The organism is Paraburkholderia bonniea, assembly GCF_009455625.1.
GTDB classification, from domain to species: Bacteria; Pseudomonadota; Gammaproteobacteria; order Burkholderiales; family Burkholderiaceae; genus Paraburkholderia; species Paraburkholderia bonniea.
This window is the reverse complement of record NZ_QPEQ01000002.1, coordinates 851,702-873,474: the sequence shown is the minus strand read 5'-3', so window position 1 is coordinate 873,474 and position 21,773 is coordinate 851,702. Positions and strand designations below refer to the sequence as shown.

General features: G+C 59.9%; 18 protein-coding genes and 1 pseudogene. 13 read left to right on the top strand and 6 right to left on the bottom strand.

What is annotated here, in order from left to right; translation table 11 throughout:
* Window positions 1-206 precede the first annotated feature (206 nt).
* The 5 genes from GH656_RS17500 (at window position 207) to GH656_RS17480 (ending at window position 2,931) form a co-directional block, all read left to right on the top strand.
* On the top strand, window positions 207-938 hold the full coding sequence (locus GH656_RS17500; RefSeq protein WP_153077294.1) for an autoinducer binding domain-containing protein: 732 nt from the start codon (window positions 207-209) through the stop codon (window positions 936-938).
* 190 nt (window positions 939-1,128) lie between these two features.
* Window positions 1,129-1,371 (top strand): hypothetical protein, encoded by a 243-nt coding sequence (locus tag GH656_RS17495; RefSeq protein WP_153077293.1) that lies wholly within the window; start codon window positions 1,129-1,131, stop codon window positions 1,369-1,371.
* Between the two features lie 275 nt (window positions 1,372-1,646).
* A complete protein-coding gene (locus GH656_RS17490; protein ID WP_153077292.1) occupies window positions 1,647-2,108 on the top strand; it encodes a mobile mystery protein A in 462 nt (153 codons plus the stop codon).
* Window positions 2,099-2,692, top strand: coding sequence for a mobile mystery protein B (locus tag GH656_RS17485; protein WP_153077291.1), 594 nt, complete (start codon window positions 2,099-2,101; stop codon window positions 2,690-2,692). Before GH656_RS17490 ends, GH656_RS17485 begins: the two co-directional genes overlap by 10 nt.
* A gap of 74 nt (window positions 2,693-2,766) precedes the next feature.
* Window positions 2,767-2,931, top strand: coding sequence for a hypothetical protein (locus tag GH656_RS17480; RefSeq protein ID WP_153077290.1), 165 nt, complete (start codon window positions 2,767-2,769; stop codon window positions 2,929-2,931).
* Here GH656_RS17480 and GH656_RS17475 read toward each other — a convergent pair.
* Window positions 2,928-5,501 (bottom strand): heavy metal translocating P-type ATPase, encoded by a 2,574-nt coding sequence (locus tag GH656_RS17475; RefSeq protein WP_153077289.1) that lies wholly within the window; start codon window positions 5,499-5,501, stop codon window positions 2,928-2,930. The two genes, GH656_RS17480 and GH656_RS17475, sit on opposite strands and share 4 nt — an antisense overlap.
* Window positions 5,502-5,601: 100 nt before the next feature.
* On the bottom strand, window positions 5,602-6,249 hold the full coding sequence (locus GH656_RS17470) for an FMN-binding negative transcriptional regulator (RefSeq protein ID WP_153077288.1): 648 nt from the start codon (window positions 6,247-6,249) through the stop codon (window positions 5,602-5,604).
* A gap of 542 nt (window positions 6,250-6,791) precedes the next feature.
* Between GH656_RS17470 and GH656_RS17465 the strand changes: the two are divergent.
* The 8 genes and pseudogenes from GH656_RS17465 (at window position 6,792) to GH656_RS17430 (ending at window position 18,926) form a co-directional block, all read left to right on the top strand.
* Window positions 6,792-8,215: pseudogene (locus GH656_RS17465) on the top strand (DUF1254 domain-containing protein).
* Window positions 8,216-8,620: 405 nt separating this feature from the next.
* Entirely contained in the window at window positions 8,621-12,475 is a 3,855-nt protein-coding gene (locus GH656_RS17460; RefSeq protein WP_153077287.1) for a DUF748 domain-containing protein, read from the top strand.
* Between the two features lie 188 nt (window positions 12,476-12,663).
* Window positions 12,664-13,764, top strand: a complete 1,101-nt coding sequence (locus GH656_RS17455) for an ABC transporter ATP-binding protein (protein WP_153077286.1) — start codon at window positions 12,664-12,666, stop codon at window positions 13,762-13,764.
* Window positions 13,765-13,873: 109 nt separating this feature from the next.
* Window positions 13,874-15,139 (top strand): ABC transporter permease, encoded by a 1,266-nt coding sequence (locus tag GH656_RS17450; RefSeq protein WP_153077285.1) that lies wholly within the window; start codon window positions 13,874-13,876, stop codon window positions 15,137-15,139.
* Window positions 15,140-15,162: 23 nt separating this feature from the next.
* Window positions 15,163-15,999: an ABC transporter permease gene (locus GH656_RS17445; protein ID WP_153077284.1), complete on the top strand. Its 837-nt coding sequence runs from the start codon at window positions 15,163-15,165 to the stop codon at window positions 15,997-15,999.
* Between the two features lie 223 nt (window positions 16,000-16,222).
* Window positions 16,223-17,254, top strand: coding sequence for an OmpA family protein (locus GH656_RS17440; RefSeq protein ID WP_153077283.1), 1,032 nt, complete (start codon window positions 16,223-16,225; stop codon window positions 17,252-17,254).
* A 282-nt stretch (window positions 17,255-17,536) separates the two neighbouring features.
* Window positions 17,537-18,175 (top strand): response regulator transcription factor, encoded by a 639-nt coding sequence (locus GH656_RS17435; RefSeq protein WP_153077282.1) that lies wholly within the window; start codon window positions 17,537-17,539, stop codon window positions 18,173-18,175.
* A gap of 31 nt (window positions 18,176-18,206) precedes the next feature.
* Window positions 18,207-18,926, top strand: coding sequence for an Hpt domain-containing protein (locus GH656_RS17430; RefSeq protein ID WP_153077281.1), 720 nt, complete (start codon window positions 18,207-18,209; stop codon window positions 18,924-18,926).
* A gap of 64 nt (window positions 18,927-18,990) precedes the next feature.
* Here the strand turns inward: GH656_RS17430 and GH656_RS17425 are convergent, their stop codons facing one another.
* From GH656_RS17425 to GH656_RS17410, 4 genes are read right to left on the bottom strand one after another with little or no spacing between them, the layout of a single operon-like run.
* A complete protein-coding gene (locus tag GH656_RS17425; RefSeq protein ID WP_153077280.1) occupies window positions 18,991-19,764 on the bottom strand; it encodes a lytic transglycosylase domain-containing protein in 774 nt (257 codons plus the stop codon).
* Window positions 19,761-20,546, bottom strand: a complete 786-nt coding sequence (locus GH656_RS17420; RefSeq protein WP_246184355.1) for a TadE/TadG family type IV pilus assembly protein — start codon at window positions 20,544-20,546, stop codon at window positions 19,761-19,763. The genes GH656_RS17425 and GH656_RS17420 overlap by 4 nt, the downstream gene beginning before the upstream one ends.
* Complete coding sequence (locus GH656_RS17415) at window positions 20,543-20,893, bottom strand: DUF192 domain-containing protein (RefSeq protein ID WP_153077279.1); 351 nt, start codon at window positions 20,891-20,893, stop codon at window positions 20,543-20,545. The genes GH656_RS17420 and GH656_RS17415 overlap by 4 nt, the downstream gene beginning before the upstream one ends.
* Complete coding sequence (locus GH656_RS17410; RefSeq protein WP_153077278.1) at window positions 20,890-21,771, bottom strand: type II secretion system F family protein; 882 nt, start codon at window positions 21,769-21,771, stop codon at window positions 20,890-20,892. The genes GH656_RS17415 and GH656_RS17410 overlap by 4 nt, the downstream gene beginning before the upstream one ends.
* Between the last annotated feature and the right edge of the window lie 2 nt (window positions 21,772-21,773).

Genomic DNA, 21,773 nt, shown 5'->3' with positions numbered 1-21,773 from the left:
CCCTCGGAAGGCTTTCGGACTATAGCCCGGCGGTTTGAGTGCAACAACTACAAGAACAGGTAGGGTAGGCCATCAATGTCAGGATTCTTAACGGCGAGGACAAGCGTGCGACGCAATGCCGCACAAGCTGAACCAGTAGCGACTGCTGCTGGTTGCCACTGCCGCTGTTGGTGCCGTTGTTGCTGCCTGTGCAACTGGGATTTGAAATGGCATTGACACCGGACCATGCGTTACATCTTCATGCCGTTCTGGCACTGGGGGCCTGCACGGATGCCGAAACCTTGCGTAGTCAGCTGTTCGCTGTTACGCGCCAGTTGGGGTTTTCGGCCGTGCTGTATGCCGGCCGGTTTGCACTGGATGGCGCTCGTGTAGTCGCGCGGATCGAGTCGAATTATGACCATCTCTGGCGTGAGCACTACGAAGCAAAAAACTATGCCGCGATTGATCCGACTGTCGACCATGCCCTGCATTCGCTCGCCCCTCTGGTATGGAACGATGCGATGTACCGCTCCCCCGCGCAGCAACAGTTCCGTGAAGATGCACAGGCCCATGGCCTGGTGACCGGAGCGACGTTCCCGGTTCATTCCCGTGAAGGTGATGCGGCGCTGCTGAGCCTGTCCGTCGATGGCCGGGGCCAGCTTGCGAAAGCGCATCTGAACCAGCATTTGATGTGGGGGCCATTCATCGCCACGATGGTGCAAGATGCCATGCGCAAGATCGTCAAGGGCGGTGCGCTTGAGCAGCGGCCGGAACTGACTCCACGTGAAAACGAAGTGTTGAAATGGCTGGCCAGCGGCAAGACCAGTTGGGATATCGCTGCGTTGCTCGGCATTTCGGAGCATGGCGTGGTGCATCACGTGCGCAACATTCTCGTCAAATTTGATGTAACGACACGTCGCCAGGCGGTCGCCAAGGCCATTGCGCTGGGCATGATCTAACCCGAAACGGCTCGCGTCAGCGCGAGCTTTTTTACCTTGTTGCAACCTCTACGATTGGCAACGTGTGCTTACAAGTGCTCACAGCTGAGGTCATCTCGCGCCGTTACAGTGGGTCTCGCACGGCCGGTGCCCGCGGTTATTTTTCTGCATGCCTGATGCCGTGCGACGTGTCTTGAAAGGGAGATCCATTTTGAAACTGTGGAACAAAACTTCGCACTCACTGATCGCCAATCTGCTAGCTGGCGGCATGCTGCTCAGCGCCAATAGCGCGTTTGCCCAAGTCAGTTTTTCTAGCCAGCGCGTTGGTGTGGCGGTGGCGATTTATGGCGATCCGTATGTTAGCCCTGCCGAGCCGCTGCGCCAGGCGGCCAGTCATGCCAGTGCCCGTGCCGTTCATTCAGTGCCTGCGCCCGATTACCGTCCGCGTTTTTAACGCCGGCCCGGCTCACCGGGTACCCGGATATCTACACCGTTAAACCGTTATCCAATAATCGACAACCCTCTTCGGAGGGTTGTTTTTTTTATTAGCTTGCAACGCATCAAATTTGCAATAAATGTTTGCCTATAAGCTATCAAGTCAATGTTATTTGATGCCTCATAGGCTATCAAGAAATCATTTTAAGATTGCCTGTAAGCTAGCAAACATTGGTAATATGCTTGCCCATAAGCTATCATTTTTAAATTTCACGCTAGCCTTTAGGCAATCAAATGAATGCAAAGCTAAACCAGCTCCAGCTTGAACAAGTCCAGACATCGGTCGAAGCGTATGCCGGTCTGATGAAGCGCCGTACGCCGCCTCGGGGCTGGTTGAAGCTCATTCGAGAATCATTAGGGCTGACTGAGCGGCAGCAGGCCGCGCGCCTGAGCATCTCCGCACCGACTTTGCACAAGTCAGAGCAAGCGGAAGCGGATGAGCGCATCACGCTTAAGCAATTGCGCAAGCTGGCAGAGGGGCTGGACTGCGAGCTGGTCTATGCCCTCGTGCCCCGAAAGCCGCTCACGCAAATGGTCGCAGAGCAGGCGCACGCAATTGCGCTGCGAGAAGTCAGCGAGGTAGCGCACACCATGAGCCTGGAGGACCAACGTCCAACTGAAACCCACCTTCGCAGACAAGTTGAGCAGCGAGCCGAAGAGCTGCTTCGGGGTCGGTGGTCAGCACTATGGCGCTAGATTTTGATGAGCAAGAGGGGCAAACGCCTCTCGACCCCGACGAAAGCGCCGGACTCAGGCCAGCGCACCTGACCACGAAGGGTGAGCTTAACGACTGGGAGCAGGCGAACATTCTGGCCGCGCTGATCTGGCTGCGCCGCGCTCGTCAGCCAGATGTACTCAGCGAAAATTTCTGTCGCACCCTGCACAAAAAAATGTTCGACAAGACTTGGGCCTGGGCCGGTAGATTCCGGAAATCCGATAAAAACATTGGATGTGACTGGACACAGGTGAGCGTCAAGCTGCGAGACCTTTTCGGCAATGTGCGCTACTGGATTGAGAATCAAGTCTTCCCGCCGGATGAAATAGCGGCGCGATTTCACCGTGATTTAGTCTGGATTCACCCCTTTCCAAACGGCAATGGCCGACATGCACGGATGATGACGGATGCACTTTTGCGCAGCATGAAAGTGCTTCCTTTTTCGTGGGGCGGCGGCGAGCTGGTTAATGCCGACAACGCTCGCACGCGATATTTAACCGCGCTGCGTGCCGCAGACAAAGGCGACTACACGTTGCTGCTCGCCTTCGTACGCAGTACCGCTTAATTAACGAGCGAATGCCATTGAGGCGGTGCTGTCTAGCCTGCGGGCCATCGAAGACGGCGGCTCTGAACCGGCGATTGCCCGCGCCACGCTGCTGCGTTGTTGCCATTGCCATTGCTATTGCCATTGCCATTGCTATTGCTATTGCTATTGCTATTGCTATTGCTATTGCTATTGCTATTGCTATTGCCGGTAAGCGCCAGGCTCCCGTACCCGGCACCACATTCCATACATCCCGCTAACGCTGGCCACGCCAGAAGCGCAGCAGCAGGGCATTGCCCACCACGCTGACACTCGAAAACGCCATCGCTGCGCCCGCGAGCATCGGATTGAGCCAGCCGAGTGCCGCCAGCGGGATGCCAATCAGGTTGTAAACGAAAGCCCAGAACAGGTTCTGCTGGATCTTGCGCCACGTGCGGCGCGAGATATCGAGTGCATCAGCGACCAGCGCCGGATCGCCGCGCATCAGCGTAATGCCGGCTGCGTTCATGGCGACATCCGTTCCGGTGGACATCGCCATGCCGATATCAGCCGCCGCCAGCGCGGGTGCATCGTTGATGCCATCGCCGACCATCGCCACCACTCCCGCCGTGCGCTGCTTTAGCTCGCGGATGATCCGTGCCTTGTCATCGGGCAGCACCTGCGCGTGGTATTCGCTGATACCGAGATTCGCGGCGATGCTGGCCGCGCTGCCCTGGTTATCGCCAGTGAGCAGGAGGCTGCGCACGCCCATGTGCGTGAGCCGTTCGATAGCGGCGCGCGCGCCTGGTTTGACGGTGTCACCGAAGCCGATCAGCGCCAGCACAGCGGCAGGCTGGGCTGCGCCGGAAAGCGTAAGGCTGGCTGCATCCGGTGTCTCTGGCGTATCCGGTGTGAGCGCTGCCTCGTGGCCTGGGTTTTGAGGTGACGGCTGCGCGGGCAGACGAGACGGCAGCCGCATCAGCCACGAGACGGTGTTGCCTGCTTGCTCAAGCTGCTGGGCGCGTTCGGCCAAAGCAGGCGGCACGGCCAGGCCCAGCTCGGTGAGCCAGCGGCTGCTGCCGATGGCCAGGGCCTGGTCACCGACTTGTGCTTCAACGCCGCGTCCCGGCACCGCGCGAGCCGCTGAGGTAGCTATTGATGTAGCCGCCGCTGTAGTTGCTGTAGCTGCCGCAGCCGCACGAGCGCTTGGTACCACGGCAAATACCGCTGCCGCGCTGGCGGTGATGGGTTCAACGGCTGACCGGGAAGGCTGGGCGCTGGCTGCGTCATGGGCGGATTGCTGACGGTGCTGCTCGAACGCCTGCACTACGGCGCGGGCCAGGGGGTGATCGCTGTGCCGTTGCACGGCGGCGGCGAGCGCGAGCGCGTCGCCGTGGCTCATGGCGACCGGCTCGAATGCCGTCACCGAGGGCTGGCCCAGTGTCAGCGTGCCGGTTTTATCGAAGGCGACAACGTTCACCCGATGAGCGGTTTCCAGTGCCAGCGCATCCTTGATGAGCACCCCGTGGCGCGCGGCCACGCCCGTGCCCGCCATGATCGCAGCGGGTGTCGCCAGACCCAGCGCACACGGGCAGGCGATTACCAGCACAGCGACCGCATTGAGCAGCGCGCTTTCAACGCTGGCACCGGCCAGCATCCAGCCCGCGAAGGTGACCAGTGCGATCAGCAAGATCACCGGGACGAACACAGCGCTGACCCGGTCCACCAAACGCTGGATCGGCGCTTTTTCCGCTTGCGCGGTTTCGACTAGCCGGATGATGCGGGCCAGGGTGGTTTCTGCTCCGGTTGCCGTGGTGCTGACCACCAGCGCGCCTGCGCCATTGATCGACCCCGCCGTGACTGGATCGCCGGGGGCTTTCGGTACTGGCAGGCTTTCGCCGGTAATCAATGATTCGTCGATGTGCGTCTGGCCTTCGAGTACGGTGCCGTCAACGGGCATGCGCTCCCCAGGGCGCACGACGACTTCCATGCCCGTGCGCACTTCCGCAAGTGGCACGTCACGTTCGAGGTAGCGCCCGGTTGCCTGGGCTCCAGCCCCAGCTCCGGCCTCCGCGTTGAGGCGAATCCGGGCGCGTTCGGGACGCAGTGCGTTGAGCGCGCGGATGGCATCGGTGGTTTGCCGCCGGGCTCCGGTTTCGAGCCATTTGCCAAAGCGCACCAGCGTAATCACGACCGCTGACGCTTCGAAGTAAAGATGCAGCATGTCTGCCGGGCCGCGATGCAACGTCATTTGATAGACGCTGACGCCATACGCCGCCGAGGTGCCGAGTGCCACCAGCAGATCCATGTTGCCGCTGCGTGCGCGTAGCGCATACCACGCCGCGCGATAAAAGCGCGCGCCAAAGACAAACTGCACCACGGATGCCAGCGCGAGTTGAAGCCAGAGCGGCGGCATCACGTGGAGGCCGACCCAGGCACCGAACATCGGCAGCGTCAGTGGCAGCGTAAGCGCCGCGCAGAGCAGCACCAGAATGAGTTCGTGCTGGGACGGATTGCCTGTGCGGGGTTTGTTCGTCAGGCTGGTGGCTGCTGCCTCCGCCTCCGTGGCCGCGCTCATGCCGGGTGACACATGCAGCGTGGCTTGATAACCCGCCTTGGTGACAGCCTTAACCAGTTGCGCCGGATCGACAGGCTGATGCAGACGCACGCTGGCTTGCTCGGTGGCCAGATTGACGGAGACCGACAGCACACCAGGCACTTTCGCCAGCGCTTTTTCGACACGCATTGCGCACGAAGCGCAAGTCATGCCGCCTAGATCGAGTTCGGTGGTGATGGTGGCCGAGGTGGCCACGGGGGGAGGTTGAGGTTGTAGCTGAGAGAGATCGGTCATGGTTTTTTGATTGCCGAAGTGGCATGAATAAGGGACATGACGGCAGCATCAACCTTTCTATGCTGGGAAGGTCAAGCACCAGGCAGCAAAAACGTCATGTTCATGTATCTGAAGACGGCGTGGCGTTACGCATCGCGGCAGCCAGCTGCGTCTGTTGCTCCACGCCGTGTGCTTGCAGCGCAGCGGCCGCGCCCAGCCGGTCACGGGCGGCCTTGTTTTGTCCGAGCTTCCATTTGCCTGTCAAACGCGTGATCTTGATCTCAAGGCCGACGATGGCTGCCAGCATCTGCGTCATGAAATCGGCAGGCGCGTCGCTCATCTTCCATGGTTGCGCTTCGGTGGCTTCCATCGTGCGTGTGAGCCGGCCAACCAGGCCGCGCAAAAATTTCTCGTCCTCGCGCACCACAATCCGCCCGTGCGCATGCACCACCATGTAGTTATAGGTTGGTACCTGGCGATGGGTTTCGTGTTTGTCGGGATACCAGTTGGGCGAAATATAGGCCGCAGGGCCCTGAAAGATCACGAGGGTTTCTGGCTGTGCCGCGACTTCCTGCCAGACCGGATTGGCACGGGCCACGTGGGCATGCAGCGAACCGAGGGGCGCGCCGGCGGGATCGAAATGAAACGGCAGATGATTGGCGTCCAGGCCTGATGGGCTGTGCGTGACAAGTGTGGCAAAGGGGTGTTCGGTCATTAGCCGATGCAAAACTTCAGGCCGGTTTTCTTCGAAGTGAGCGGGCAGATACATGGAGGCTCCAGGGCGGGGACAGCGGCGGGTGCGGCGTCTCGATATCTTGCCAGTGATTGCATCAAGGGGTTGCATCAAGGGGTTGCACAAGGGGTTGCACAAGGGGTGGCGTCAAGGAATTACACCAAGCGATTACACCAAGCGATTACACCAAGGGTGGTACCAAGCGATTGCATCAAGGGACGGCACCAGGCGCTGGTGCCAGGTTTCTGCAACATTTTTTTCGCCTCGACTCCGTACCGTCTGACCTCATTTGACTGGCCGGCGGCACCACACCGCTAACGGGTCTTCCAGCCCAAACCGGCGGCGGCTGGCGCTGGCTCCCGATTGCCGCTGCGAGGCACCGCGCGGTGCCTCGCAGCGATGCCACAGCTTGCGCTCCCTTCTCCGCTTGCCTGGGTGCGATGGATACGATACAACTGCCGCTTCGCCCGGACTTGCCATTGGCTGGCGTGGCAGACGGCGCGAGGCGGGCCGCCCAGGCTCGATTGGGGTGACCCATACCCTCCACCGACACTCGTTTCAGTTTTTCGACACCAGGCATGAAAAATCAACGCCGAGAGCTGTTTTCGTTTCGCTGGGTCTGTGCCGCACTGACAGGCCTTGTTTTGTTGGCGGGCTGCGCCACACCGCCATCAGGTCTTCCAGCCAAAACCGGCAGTGGCTGGATTCAGGATGAAGTCGCTGATTCCTACGTGTTTGGCTACCCCCTGTTGTTGATGAGCGCGGCCCGCGATGACGCGCTTGGCACTGGGCCAGGACAGGCTCAGGTGAACGTGCTGCGGCACGCCCGTGCACTGCCGTCGTCAGGTGCGCTGAACCCGATGCGGCCTAGCCTCGACACGCTCGATTCCACTGGCTGGCTGGATCTTGGCGCGGAACCCATCGTGTTGTCGTTGCCTAATTCTGGCGGGCGTTACGTGGATGCCCGGGTGCTGGATATGTGGACCAACGTGATCTGGTCCAGCGATATCCCCACTGCGCCGCGCATCACTGGCATCAAGGCGCAGTCCATCGCGTTTGTTGGGCCAGGCTGGTCGGGCACCTTGCCGCGCGGCGTCCGGCGAGTTGAGGCGCCGACACGCTATCTGTGGGTCAATCTGCGGATTCAGGCGAATGGCCGGCGCGATATCTCGGTGGTGCGCAAATTGCAGCGCGCGATCCGTGTGACGCCGCTTGCCATTTACGCTGGAGAGCGGCGCGCAGCGAGTGTGGTCGCGCGCAGCGACCGGCCCGAGACAGAACTTCCCGATACCCCGGCTGCCCAGATAGCCGCGCTCAATGCCGCTGATTTCTTCGGCCGCCTGGCGCAGGCGTTAGCCGATAACCCCCCGTGCCAGCCGATCCCGATGCACTGCAAACCCTCGCTGATATTGGCGTGAAACCAGGCCTGCCGGTGCGTCTTCCGCGTGATGCCAGCAGCACTCAGACCGCGCCAGGTTTAGCGCTTGGCCGCGAACGCGTGGCTAGCCCGCCGTCGAACCTGATGAGCGGCAATGGCTGGTTGTGGTTTGGCGATGATGTGGGCCAGTACGGCAAGGATTACGCGCTTCGGGCATATGCCGCGTATGCCCAGCCAGGCATCGGCACGCGCCACGACGAAGTCCGGGCGACGGTGCAACTGGATAACGAAGGCCAGAAGCTGAACGGCGCGCGGCGTTACGTGCTGCATTTCGCCCCGAACCAGTTGCCACCGGTGCGCGGCTTCTGGTCGCTCACCGCGTATATGCCCGACGGCGCGCTGGCCAGTGGCATGCCGGAGCAGGCCAGTGTGATCGGTGACCGGCGCGGGGTGCGGCGGAATGCGGATGGTTCGCTGGACGTGGTGGTGTCGGCGGTGCGCCAGAAAGCCGGAAACTGGCTCGCCGCGCCACGCGGCGAGTTTCAGTTGATGCTGCGCTTGTACGCGCCGAAGCCGCAGGCGACCGATGGCACCTGGCAGCCACCCGCCGTGACGCGGCGGTAAATGCGCTGGTGTGGGCTGTGTGTGCCGGTGGCCGCCGTTACCGCTAGGTTTGGGCCACTGGCACACAAAATTTATGACAGGCCCGTCGCTGGCCCACAGTCGTCAGCCCACCGCGCTGGCAGACAGCAGACAGCAGACAGCAGACAGCAGACAGTAGACAGCTCACAGCTCACAGCTCACAGCTCACAGCTCACAGCTCACAGCCCACAGCCCACAGCCCACAGCCCACAGCCCACAGCGCCCACAGCCTCTGAGCTGAGCCATCAGCAGCGCCTTCGTTCGCGCCGCAAGCTTCCAGCCACCCACATGCGATCTCTGGTGCAATGCCAGGCAGGACGTATACTCGCCGCGGGCTGAACCTTCGTCATCGCAGCGGATTCTCCGCTGCCTCATACATGGCCGGACATGGCATCGCTCAATAAAAACCGACTCTTTTCCCTCGCGCAGCATGCTCAAGCTGCCGCTCGCGCGCCTCGCACCCGGCGCATCCTGACAGGGTTGCTGATCTTTCTCGTGGTATTCGGCTTGCTGGGCTTTTTTGCCGCACCGCCGCTGCTACGCCATTTCGCCGCGCAGCAGCTCAGCAAACAGCTTGAGCGCCCTGTCACCATCGGCCGGATCGCGCTGAATCCGTACACGCTGAGCCTCGAAGCCGACCGTATTCATATCGGTGAGCGCGGCGCGGCAGGTGCATTTGTCGATATCGAAAGATTGCGCGTACGGCCATCGTGGAGCTCGCTGCTGCGCGCCGCACCGATCATCAACGAAGTGCGGCTCGATTCGCCGCGGATTCATGTGGTGCGTTATGACGCACAGCGCTTCAATTTCACCGACCTGATCGAGAAGTTCTCGACGCCCTCAGCGCCTGGCAGCAAGCCGACGTTGTTTTCCGTTTCGAACATTCGCCTCGAAAACGGCCAGATCACGTTTGATGACCGTCTGCTCGGTGAACAGCACGTGCTCGATCAATGGAAGCTCGGCATTCCGTTTATCGCCACGCTGCCTGCCAAGGCCGATATTTTTGTCGAACCGCTGCTGCGAGCACGCATCGACGGCAGCCCGCTGGCGCTGGATGGCAAGACCAAGCCCTTCACGGCTTCCCGTGAATCCGAAGTGTCGCTACGGTTTGACGGGCTCGATTTGCCGCGCCTGTTGTCGTATGTCCCAGCGAAGCTGCCGCTGACGGTTCAGTCCGGCAAGCTATCGAGCAACCTGACGCTGAACTTCGTGATGTCCGGCGACGCGCCCTCGCTCCGGGTGAGTGGCACCACGGACCTCACCCAGCTCAACGTGCTCGACCAACACCACGCACCGTTTTTTGCCGCGCAGGCGCTGCACGTCGCCGCCGCCACGCTTGAACCACTGAATAACCGGTATCGCTTCAATGAAATTCGCGTCGAAGCGCCGACGCTTGCGCTGGCGCGTGACAAAGCAGGCGTGCTGAGCATCGAGCGGATGTTCGTGACGTCAGAGTCAAAGCTAAAGCCGGAGTTAAAGCGCGAGACAACAGCGCACCCGCAAAAACCCAGCGCGCTGGCCAGCAGCGCTAACGGCGGCAGCGCTAGCGTCACCGCAACAGCCCCAACAGCCCCAACAGCCCCAACAGCCCCAACAGCCCCAACAGCCCCAACAGCCCCAACAGCCAAAACCACCCCCGTCGCGCCGCTCGACCTGTCGATCAAGCGTTTCGTCCTGAACCAAGGCACGCTTGATTTCAGCGATGCCGCCGCTTCGAAGCCGACCCAACTGGGCTTGAAGCATCTCGCCGTGACCGTGGCGGATTTCTCGACGCTAGGCAAAACCGCCGCGCATTACACCTTGAATACAGCGTTCCGCGATACCGCAGGCGGGCTCGATAGCGCGGGTTCGTTCGCGCTCGCAACGCACACTGCGCTGGCCCAGATCAACCTTAAAAACACATCGCTGCCGCTGCTGCAACCCTATCTGGACAGCTTCACGGCAGCTCAAGTGAAGGCTGGCACGGTGTCCGCGAATGCCAGCCTCAGCGTGGACTGGAGCAAAACGCCAGTGAATCTTCAGGTGGGCGAAAGTGAGTTGAACCTGCAGTCGCTCCAACTGGCCACACCACGCGGCAAAACCTCCGCGCTTACGCTGGCACAAGGCCAGGTGGCGGTGAAGCGCATCGACGTGCCAGCCCGCCTGGCCGAGATCAGCAGCATCAGCGTCACCGGCCTGACACTGGACGCAACACGCCTGAAAGACGGCAGCATCGATCTGGCCGCGCTTGCTGGGCCGCATCAGGTCGCCGCCGAGCGCACGGCGCGTCACGCGCTCAAACAACTCGAACAAGACCCGGCCTGGCGTTACACGATTGACGAGCTGAACCTGAAAGACAGCGCGGCAAGCTGGACTGACCAGAGCACCGCGCGCCCGGTCAAGCTGGTGGTGAAGCCGCTGCAACTGAACCTGCGTCAGATCAGCCAGGACCTGAGCCGCCCTGTGCCGCTCAGCCTGCAAGCGACGCTGAATCGCAAAGGCACGCTGGGCGTGACGGGCAACGTCACACCCACGCCGCTCAAGCTGGCACTGAAGCTCAACGCTAAACGCCTCGACGCCGCCGCCTTCGAGCCGTACTTCGGTGACAAGCTGAATGCCGTGATCGCCAGCGCACTGCTGAACGCCGATGGCACGCTTGAGCTAAGCCAGGCAAAAACCTTGAAAGCAGCGTACCGGGGCGACGCCGCGCTGGTCGACGTGCGCATGCTGGACAAGGCCAGCTCCGACCCCTTCGCAGGCTGGCGTTCGCTAGCGCTGACCGGGCTGAAAGCGAACTACGGTGATAGCGGCGTAGAGGTTGATGCCGCCCGGGTGAACTTCGCTCACTTCTATGGCCGCGTGATGCTCGACGCACAAGGCCGGCTGAACCTGAAAGACGTCGTGGCCCATCAAACCGGCGAAGCCCAGTCGCTCACGCGTGGCGCAGCGGATGGCCACGAACCCGTGCCACTGACACCCGATGCCGCTTCCGGGGCATCCACCGCCACCGCCACGGCCCCCGCTACTGCCTCAGCACCCGCCACGGTGGTCGCGGCGACACCACCGCAGCACGCCGTCAAACTGCATTTCGGCCAGTTGGTGTTGCAAAGCGGCCGGGTGAAATACACCGATAACTTCATCAAGCCGAATTTCACCGCCGATCTGGTGCAGATCAAAGGCACGATTGGCGCATTCGGCACCGATTCAAAAACCCCGGCACCGGTTGAGATCAATGCGCAGCTTGCCGCGAATGGCCCGCTGGCGATTCGCGGCACGGTGAATCCGATGATTCAAAAGCCCGCGCTGGATCTGACTGCCAGCGCGCATGACGTGGCGCTGACCAACCTGACGCCGTATTCCGCCAAATACGCGGGCTATCCGATCACCAAAGGCAAGCTCAATGTTGATCTGCATTACAAGCTGGAGAACGATCGGCTCAGCGCCAACAATCATTTGTTCATCGACCAGCTGACCTTTGGCGATCACGTCGAGAACACCACTGCCACCAAGCTGCCAGTCCGGCTGGCGATTTCGCTGTTGAAAAATTCACGAGGCGAGATCGACGTGAATATTCCCGTGTCCGGTTCGCTGGATAACCCAGAGTTCAGCCTCGGCGGGCTGATCTGGCACGCAGTGCTGAACCTGATTCAGAAAGCGGTGACCGCGCCGTTTTCGCTGCTGGCCAATGCGTTTGGCGGCAATGGCGAAGAACTGGGCTACGTTGAGTTCGAGCCCGGCGCGGCCAAGCTCTCGGAGGCCTCAGACAAAAAGCTCGACACCATCGCCCGGGCGCTGGCAGACAAACCTTCCATCCGCATTGACCTGATCGGCCGCGCCGACCCAGCGCTGGACGAGCCCGCTTTGCGTGCGTTGTACGTTGAACGGCTGGTGAAGCAACAAAAGATCAAGAGCCTGGTGGGCAACGGCGAAAGCATTGATCTGTCCAGCGTCACGGTCAGCCCTGACGAATACAGCAAATATCTGACCAAGGCGTATAAGGCGGCGGACTTTAAAAAGCCGCGCAATTTTGTCGGCCTGACCAAAAAGCAGCCAGACGACGAAATGAAACGCGCGCTGATGGAGCACGCGGACATCAACGAAGGCAGCCTGCGCGAACTGGCCCAGTTGCGGACCCAGCATGTGCGGCAATACTTCGAAGGCAAGATCGACAGCGGCCGCATCTTCATCGTCGCGCCGAAGCTCGACACCAAGGGCATTAACGATAAAGGGGCGACCACGCGCGTGGATTTCGGCCTGAAATAAGCCCGGGAAAACCAGCAAGCTCAGCCGCCAGGGCCAAATAAATTGGCCCTATGCGCATTAATGAAATGGCTTCAAGTGGTTGTGCCTGAACGGGCTATAGTGGCTCCGCAATATGGCTGGCTAGCCGCTCAGGTAGCGCCAGCAAGGCCGAACCAGACGAATCAGACGAATCAGCAAGGGGACAGGGGATGAAGACCAGCGACGTGATCGTCAGCTTCCGGGGCGTGCGCAAGACTTACGACGGCGAAACACAAGTCGTCAAGCAACTGGATCTGGATATTTATCAAGGGGAGTTTCTGACGCTGCTTGGGCCCTCGGGCTCGGGCAAGACCACCTGCCTGATGATGCTGGCCGGGTTTGAATTTCCGACCGGTGGCGAAATCTGGCTGGACGGCACCTTGCTCAACAAGGTGCCGCCGCACAAGCGCGATATCGGCATGGTGTTTCAGAACTACGCGCTGTTTCCCCATTTGACCGTCGAACAAAACATTGCCTATCCGCTAACCGTGCGCAAGCTCGCCGCGAAAGAGCGCATCGAGCGGGTGCAGCACGCGCTAGAGATGGTGCAGATGGCGCGCTTCGGCAAGCGCTACCCCGCGCAGCTTTCGGGGGGCCAGCAGCAGCGCATCGCGCTGGCACGCGCGCTGGTGTTTGAGCCGAAGCTGGTGCTGATGGATGAACCGCTTGGCGCACTCGACAAGCAACTGCGCGAGCACATGCAATACGAGCTCAAGTCATTACACGAGAAGCTGGGCTTGACCTTCGTCTACGTCACGCATGACCAGGGCGAAGCGCTCACGATGTCCGACCGCGTGGCGGTATTCGATAACGGCATCGTGCAGCAGCTCGATACCGTGGATCGTCTGTATGAATCGCCAGGCAACGCGTTCGTGGCGAACTTCATCGGTGACAGCAACCAGTTGCGCGGCACGATTGCGAGCGTCGACGGCGAATTCTGCGAACTGCAACTGCTGGATGGCACGCGTCTGAGGGGCTGCAATATTGGCGGCGCGCAAGTGGGCGCGGCGGCGGTGGCCAGCATTCGCCCCGAGCGCATGAAGCTGGCCGTCAACGGCACGCGCAACGGAGGCAACGCGCTGACAGGCGAGGCGCGCGGGCTGATTTATTTCGGCGACCACGTGCGCATGCGCTGCGGGCTGCGCGAGCAAAACGAATGCTTCGTCAAGGTGCCCCTCGGCACGGCCGCCCTCGATACCTTCGCGCCTGGCGCGCCAGTTGCGCTCGAATTTGCGCCAGAACATCTGCGCGTCTTTGGCCTGGCCGCCTGAGCGGCAGCACGCCCATCACTGGCTGCTGGCGGCCTGCTTCTGAGCCGCCAGATCCAGCCACATAACGAAGTTGCAACACGTAGCTGCAACGCAGGAGACAGGCGTGAGCATGACGACCATCACAGCCGGTGCGCCGGCCGAATCGCTCGTAAAACTGAAACGTGAACTCAAGCTAGGCGAAGCCAGAAAGCGCGCGATGGCGCTGCTGCTGATCGCGCCATTAGCGATTTTTCTGTTGCTGATCTTTGTGCTGCCGATTGGCGTGCTGCTGACGCGCGCGGTGCAAAACCCGGAGGTCATCACCGCCTTGCCGCAGACGGTTGGCGCACTCCACGCCTGGGACCGCAAGACGCCCCCGGCCGATAGTGCCTATGCCGCGCTTGCCGCTGACCTGACGCTGGCGAAAGAGAGCGAATCACTGGGCGGCCTCGCCCGGCGTTTGAACACCGAGATTCCAGGCTTTCGCTCGCTGATGTCGAAAACCACCCGGGCGATGCCGCTGGTGGACGACACGGGTCACACCCTGCCTGCGGCGCAAATCCGGGCGAAGCTGCTCGATGTTGATCCGCGCTGGGCCGAAGTGGCTTACTGGCAGGCGATTGCGAAAAACGGCAGCGCGTATTCGCCGTTCTATCTGCTGGCCTCGCTGGATCACCGGCAAGACGCGTTTGGCCATATCGCCCCCACGAACCCAGACCAGCGCATTTATCTGACCGTGTTTGGCCGCACGTTTCTGATTGGTGCGGTGGTGACGTTCTGCGCGTTGCTGCTGGGCTATCCGCTGGCGTACTGGATTTCGAGGCTCTCGGAGCGGCGCGCCAATCTCGTGATGATCCTGGTGCTGATTCCTTTCTGGACCTCGATTCTGGTGCGCGTTGCCGCCTGGATCGTGCTGCTGCAAAGCGAGGGCCTGGTCAACAAGGCGCTGGTCGGCAGCGGGCTGTTGCAGGCCTCATTGCCACTGCTCTTCAATCGCGTCGGGGTGTACATCTCGATGACGCATATCTTGCTGCCCTTCATGATCTTGCCGCTGTACAGCGTGATGAAATCCATCCCACCGACCTACCAGCGCGCAGCCATCTCGCTCGGCAGCCATCCGTTCGCGGCGTTCTGGCGGGTGTATGTGCCGCAAACCTATCCGGGCGTGGGGGCGGGCGCGTTGCTGGTTTTCATCCTGGCGATTGGTTACTACATCACGCCCGCACTGCTGGGCGGCCCGGACGATCAGATGGTCAGCTATTACGTCGCCTATTTCACCAACGTGACGATCAACTGGGGCATGGCGTGCGCGCTCGGTGGTTTGCTGCTCGCCGCCACGCTCGTGCTGTATGTGATCTACGGACGCTTCACGCGTTCGCCAGCGAATCTCGGCTGAACCTGTCAGGAGCCTGAACCGTGATGAAATTTTCCAAGCCGCTATTCGCGCCCCATACCTCGCTGATCGAACGCGTGTGGTACTTCGTGCTGCGTGGCCTGGTTGCGCTGACCTTGCTGTATCTGATCTTGCCGGTGCTGGCGATCGTGCCGCTGTCGTTTTCATCGAGCACGTTTCTGGTGTATCCGATTCCAGGCTGGTCGCTGCGCTGGTATGAAAACCTGCTGGGCTCAAGCGACTGGCGTCTGGCGGCGAAAAACAGTTTTATCGTCGCGCCGTCCGCGACGGTGGTGGCGACCGTGCTTGGCACGCTGGCCGCGATTGGCCTGAACAAGGCGAACTTTCGCGGCAAGACACTGCTGATGGCCATCCTGATTTCGCCAATGATCGTGCCGGTGGTGGTGGTGGGCGTCGGCATGTACCTGTTTTTTGCTCCGCTTGGCCTGGCTAGCACCTATACCGGGCTGATCCTCGCGCATGCCTCGCTGGGCGTGCCGTTTGTCGTCACCACGGTCGCGGCGACCCTACAGGGCTTTAACTACAACCTGGTGCGAGCCAGCCAGTCACTGGGGGCGAGCCCGGTGCAGACGTTCTTTCGCATCACGCTGCCGGTCATTGCACCGGGGGTGATCTCGGGGGCGTTGTTTGCGTTTGCCACCTCGTTCGACGAAGTGGTCGTCACGCTCTTTCTGGCCGGCGCGCAGCAAACCACGCTGCCACGGCAGATGTTTACCGGCATCCGCGAGAACATTAGTCCGACGATTGCCGCGCTGGCTACCATCCTGATTGTTTTTTCGACATGCCTGCTGCTGGCGCTGGAGTGGCTGCGTGGCCGGAGCGCCGCGCGGGCAGTGGCTTAAGCGGCAATGCAAGGAGCAGGAAAAAATGAGATAAATAAAACGAGATAAATAACAAATCGAATTCTCGTTTTATTTTGATAAATATCTCTAAATAAATAGTAGGGGTTTTGACAATTTAATTACATTGATGACGTAAGTTTTAAGAATTTTCCGTATCCAAATATGGCAACGTACCTCTATCCTTAGTCGTTTCGCTTAGCCGAAATAATTGACTCAGGTAGCCATGAAATTTCAATTAACGATGCTGGCTTGTGCGCTGGCGGTATCGGGATGTGCAGGGAATGCCGCCCGCGAGCGGCTGGGCATCGAAGACGCCACCATTCTGAAGTCCGGTTGGGGCGCAGCCCAGGACGCCTCCGCAGGTGCGCCAACGCGTGAGTGGTTCGATATCTACGGCCCGATGGGCAACCGCAGCAAGGCACTGGACAATCTGCAGCAACGTCTCGACAGCCTGCCTGACGATCCAGACAGTTACTTCCGTGCGAAGGCCCAGTGCTGGGCCGATGTTGCCCGTGAAGAACTCAAGACAGGTGATCGCTGGGGCTTCGTTGAAGAAGCGATTGGCCAGGCGGCGGTGCTCACCGCCGGGCTGACACAGCGGAGCGAGCTTTCGGCGGCCAACCCGCCGTTGCGCACCGTGTCGATGGTGCGTCCTGATTTATGGGCGGTGGTGAACGCAATCAAAAGCAACCCGGCGCTGCCCAACTGCCCGAAAGCACAGCGGCCATTGGCGTGTGCTGAAGTTGGTTTGATGCGCGCTGGGTATTACGCCTGGAAGCGCAATTTTTCGGCCGCCGAACAACGCTTGCCGGAGGTGCAGCAAGCGTTGCAGCAATCGGCTGAAATCGCGTTGCAATGCACGCCCCCTGCGCCCGCCATTCCCGCAAAAATGACACTGAAAGCAGACTCGCTGTTTGGCTTTGATCGCAGCGACGAAGGCGGCATGCTGCCTGCCGGCAAGGCTGATCTGGATGCGCTGGTGCAGGCGTTGCGCGAGCAGGGCGGCAAGGTGCGCGGCATGCGGATTAACGGCTATGCCGACCGGCTGGGCCGCGTGACGTACAACCAGAAGCTGTCGTTGCAGCGTGCGGAAACCGTCCAGTCGTACTTGCGCCGTCACGGTGTGACAGTGCCCATGACCGCAGCGGGTTTGGGGGCGGAGCATCCATTGGTGGAGTGCCAGCAAAAAGAGCGCAGTGCGCTGATCCAATGCCTTGCACCCAATCGCCGGGTTGAAATCGAATTCGACCGTTAATAGGCGCATGACCCGCCAGGCTTATGCGCCTATTTCCATGGGGCCTTTATTTTTAGATATGACGTGATTTAACGGTGCTGTATATACAATGAATTTTGTCTCGTTATTAGTCTTTTAATTTATATTGTTGTTTGGGAAATTTCCTTTATGAAATAAGCAAATCATATGGGTCGTGTGTTACCATTTTTTTGCTAATGGCGTTGCTATGTAAATGTCTTTAATTCCCTCATTTCAGGTGCCGGATATATTTAAATATCAAGGTATTTCCAGGAGAAAAGCGAGATGACTACCATATTGATCGTTGATGATCATCCCGCGCTTCGTCTGGTCATCAAAACACACCTCGCGCAGTTGGTTGGCGTGAGCGAGATCATCGAAGCCGACAATGGCCAGGCTGCTGTCGAAATGGCGCGGCTGCATTTGCCGGAGCTGGTGATTCTCGATCTCGATATTCCTCGTATCAGCGGGCTGGATGTGATTTCACGGCTCAAACTGGTACATCCCGAAGTGCGTGTGCTGGTGTTATCGGGGCAAGACCAGGAAACTTTCGTGCCTCGCGCATTGCGGGCGGGTGCACAAGGTTTTTTGAGCAAATCCCAGGAGCTGCGCGACATCATGCGCAGTGTCGAAGCGGTGCTGGCGGGCTACACGGTGTTTCCGGTGCTGACGTCATCCAGTCCTGTTTCGCTCGTCGAATCCTCACAGGAAGCCGATTACCTGCAACTGCTGAGCGACAAAGAACTAGTGATTTTGCAAATGCTGGCCAAGGGAATGTCAAACAAGGCCGTGGGCGATGCGCTGTTTATCAGTAATAAAACAGTGAGCAGCCACAAGGCTCGCATCATGCAAAAGCTGCGGGTCAATTCGATGGTTGAACTAGTCGATCTGGCGCGGCGTTGCCGGGTGGCTTTGCCGCAATGAGTGGTTTTTCTTTTATGTGCGCTGGTGTTCCATGAATGCGGCGTTACTCGTGAGCGCCAACCCGAAGTGGTCTCAGGCAAGCGGCCTTGGTGCCGCACTCGGGCAACTGGGGTTTGTTTTCACCACTGATCCTGCCGGCCGTATGCAGGAACAGATCAAGCTCATGCTGGTGGATGGTGACTCAGGCCTGCCGCCAGAGGGTTTCAATGGCCACGAAGGCCATAAAGCTCGACCCAGCTGCTTGTGTCTTGCCGTTGTACCTGCCGGATTTTCTGCGGATCATGCGGCGCTCAGTGAGACAGCGCCCGCTGCCTATTTCGACGGCGTGTTACAGACACCCGTCACATTGCGCGAACTCGCGCAAGCCCTTGCCCGGCATCGTTATGCGGTACTGACCGCCGATGCCTGCCAGAACCTTCCCTCCACCCTTGATGCACTGGCCTGTGGCGATCACACCGTGGCGCAGGATCTCGTACATCTGTTGCTCATGACCGACCGTGAGAACCTGGTGTTGTTGCATGACGCGCTTCAGCGTCAGGCACCGGATGAACTGGCAGAGGCGGCACATCGTCTTAATGGCTCATTGAAGATGCTGCGATGTACCGCATTAATCAAACTGGCAACCTGTCTTGAGCAAGCCGCTCACGAACGTGATTTCACGGCGGCGCAGGCGCTATTGCACCTGCTGGCTGACGGAATGAAATGTCTCGACGCTGCGCTTGAGCAGCTTCCTCGCAACCTCCCGGCATAGGCAGCCTGCAACGCTCTGGGCATGGCCCGTCGCATGTTGGCAAGTGCCGCATGAGACGGTTGAGCTAGCGCGCTGCGGTAATCGCCTGCCGTACCTGCACAAAATGACCACGCGCTTCCTGAGGTGCACCAGGTGTTGCCGCTGCGGCGGTCCGGGTCCGGTAGTGCTGATAGCGTCCCAGTACCTTTGGCACGTAAGCCATGGTTTCGTCGTAGGGCGGGATTTGCATGCCGTATTTTTTGACCGCACCTTCACCAGCGTTATAGGCCGCCAGGGCGAGTTCAATGTTGCCAAACTGCTGCATCAGTATGTGCAGGTAGCGGGCACCCGCCATGATGTTCTGGCGCGGATCAAAGAGATCGGCCGCTCCGTGCCGCTTTCCGGTAGCTGGCATCAACTGCATCAGGCCAGTTGCCCCTTTGGGCGAAACCGCTTGCGGATTGCCCCCTGATTCAACGTCAATCACGGCCATCAGCAACGCGCTGTCGATATTGGCCGCGTGTGACACCTCAGCGATAAGCGGGGTGAGCGCCATGACCCTGGATGCAACCGTGCCTGATGGCGCAGTGGTGACCGGCATCAGCATGCCTGGGACAAAAGTTGTCGAGACGCGGCCGGATGGGTTGTACAGCGTCACCACAGAACTACGGGGTTCTGGCGCGGCGACGGGTTGGGCCGATGCCGCTTGGCCTGCGGTATTTTTCATCCCGCCAATCATCATGACCACTGCCGATGCCTGGGCTTGAGCGGCGACGCACAGCACACAGGCGAGCACGGCCTTCGGCCATATGCGCTGACGCCGCGCTACTTGTGCCAGCGAATCTGAACCTGGCTTCATGATGGCGCTTTACCATTTGCGGCGGCTGCAGGCCGGAATGGCGATTGCATCCGCACCATCACTTCTGATTCAAGCCCAATCGGGTAACGGCCTGTCTCCACGCCATCCTGCAGATAAATATTGCATTGCCGGTCTGGATGCTGCGGATTGCCGAAGCCGTTCGTGCTTGGGATATCTGAAAAAATGCCATTCTGGGCCGGCCGGCCGATAAGGTTGGACGCGTAATAAATCACCTTGTTCGCTAGCGGTACGTACATCGGGTAGCAATAATGCACGCGGATTTTCAGCAAGTTCGCATCCTGGATATTGACCGTGCCAGCCGCCGGATGCGGGTCGCGGTACATCAACGAATCGTTCGGAATCTCTGTGTAGGTCAGACCACTCTCGGGATACCGCCGCTGTACCGCAAAAGCGCTGATGGCCTCTGGTGTGGGGTTGACGATGGTGATGAGGCTGGCGTTGATTGACGCCAGCTCGGCGAGTTTTCCTGCCGTCTCCACGCCATCTGTCGAGGTGTTGCGGGCATAAAGCGGCATTAATCCGCGCGCCAGCCCAGCTTGCATGTCTCTCATCGAACCATTAGTGACGGCTCCTTCGCGGGCTGCTTCCAGTACCGCAACATCGAGTGTCGATTTAGCCTGGTACAGCAACGCGAACTGAACAATGGCAAGACAAAAGAACAGCAGCAGCGGCGCGATGATGATGAATTCGACCATCGACTGGCCCAGCTGGCTGCGCCGCCCGCACATGGCCAGGGCAGGCCTGGAACGTAAGTGCTTCACTGGATCGCCTCGAAGCCAAGTTGATCGCCCACGCTGATGCCATGTGAGCGGGCAACCCCCGCTCGCATCTCAAGCGTTTGAACGGCCCGCAGATGCAAGCGCATCCGGTTGCTCGGCACTTCATGGTGAATGGACACGACGCGCTGGTAACGATCGAGAAACAGGATGTCGATGGCAAAGCGCATGCCGAAGGTATGAATCGAGCGGCACGGATGGAGTAGCAGTGCTTCTTCGTGGGGCAAATGGTCACGGCCGAGCAGCCCACGCATGCGTTCCTGGCGAGTTTCCGTGGTGGCGACCCGAACCCCTGTGTCGCGCTGCCGAATGATTAAGCGGGCGAGTTTCACAGAAAGCCCTCTTGCATGAACTTCATCACGATCGGAAAGCCCAGCACGATAAACGTGACCGGGAAGATAAACATCAGCAGTGGGAAGACCAGCTTCACAGGCGCTTCCATGGCTTGCTTTTCAGCGCGCTGGAACCGCTCCGAGCGCCGTTGCTCGGACTGAAAGCGCAGTGTGCTGGCCAGCCCGGAGCCCATCCGTTCAGCCTGAATGACTGCGCCGACGAGGTTGGTGATCTCTTTGATGTTTTGCCGCGCATCGAAACGCCGTAGCGCCTCGGTCCGATTCAGGCCAGATTTCAGATCGCGCAATACGTGCTCAAACTCCCGGCGTAACGGCCCTTCAGGACCTTTTTCGACGGCTTTCTGAATCGCACTGTTGACGTTCAACCCGGCTTCGACGGCGAGCGTCAGAAAGTCGAGATATACCGGGAGTTGCTTCAGCACAGCTGCAACGTGGCGCCGCCGTACGTCCCTGGTCCAGATCAACGGGTAGTAATAGCCAAGCACCGCGACGCCGAGCATGATCGGCCAGGAAAACATATGCAGCAGGTACATCATGGCCAGTGCAGCTAACGTGGCCAGCAACGAAGAAGTGATCGACAAGGAAATAAACTGGCGGGCGCTCATCAAGAACAGCAACGAAGTCAGGCGCAGGCGCTCTTCGACTTTCGCTACACGTTTGGCACCGAACGTTCCACCGAAGTGATGGTCGACAAAATTCACCAGCGGCCAGATCAGACGTAACGCTCTTGGCAATGGATCAAGATAGATCCGGTTTTCTGGAGGGATGTCGCCAGTCAACTGGCCGACGGACTTGAATGCAATGAAGGCGAAAACCATCGCGCCAACACTGATCAAAATTGAAATAAAAAGCAGCATGG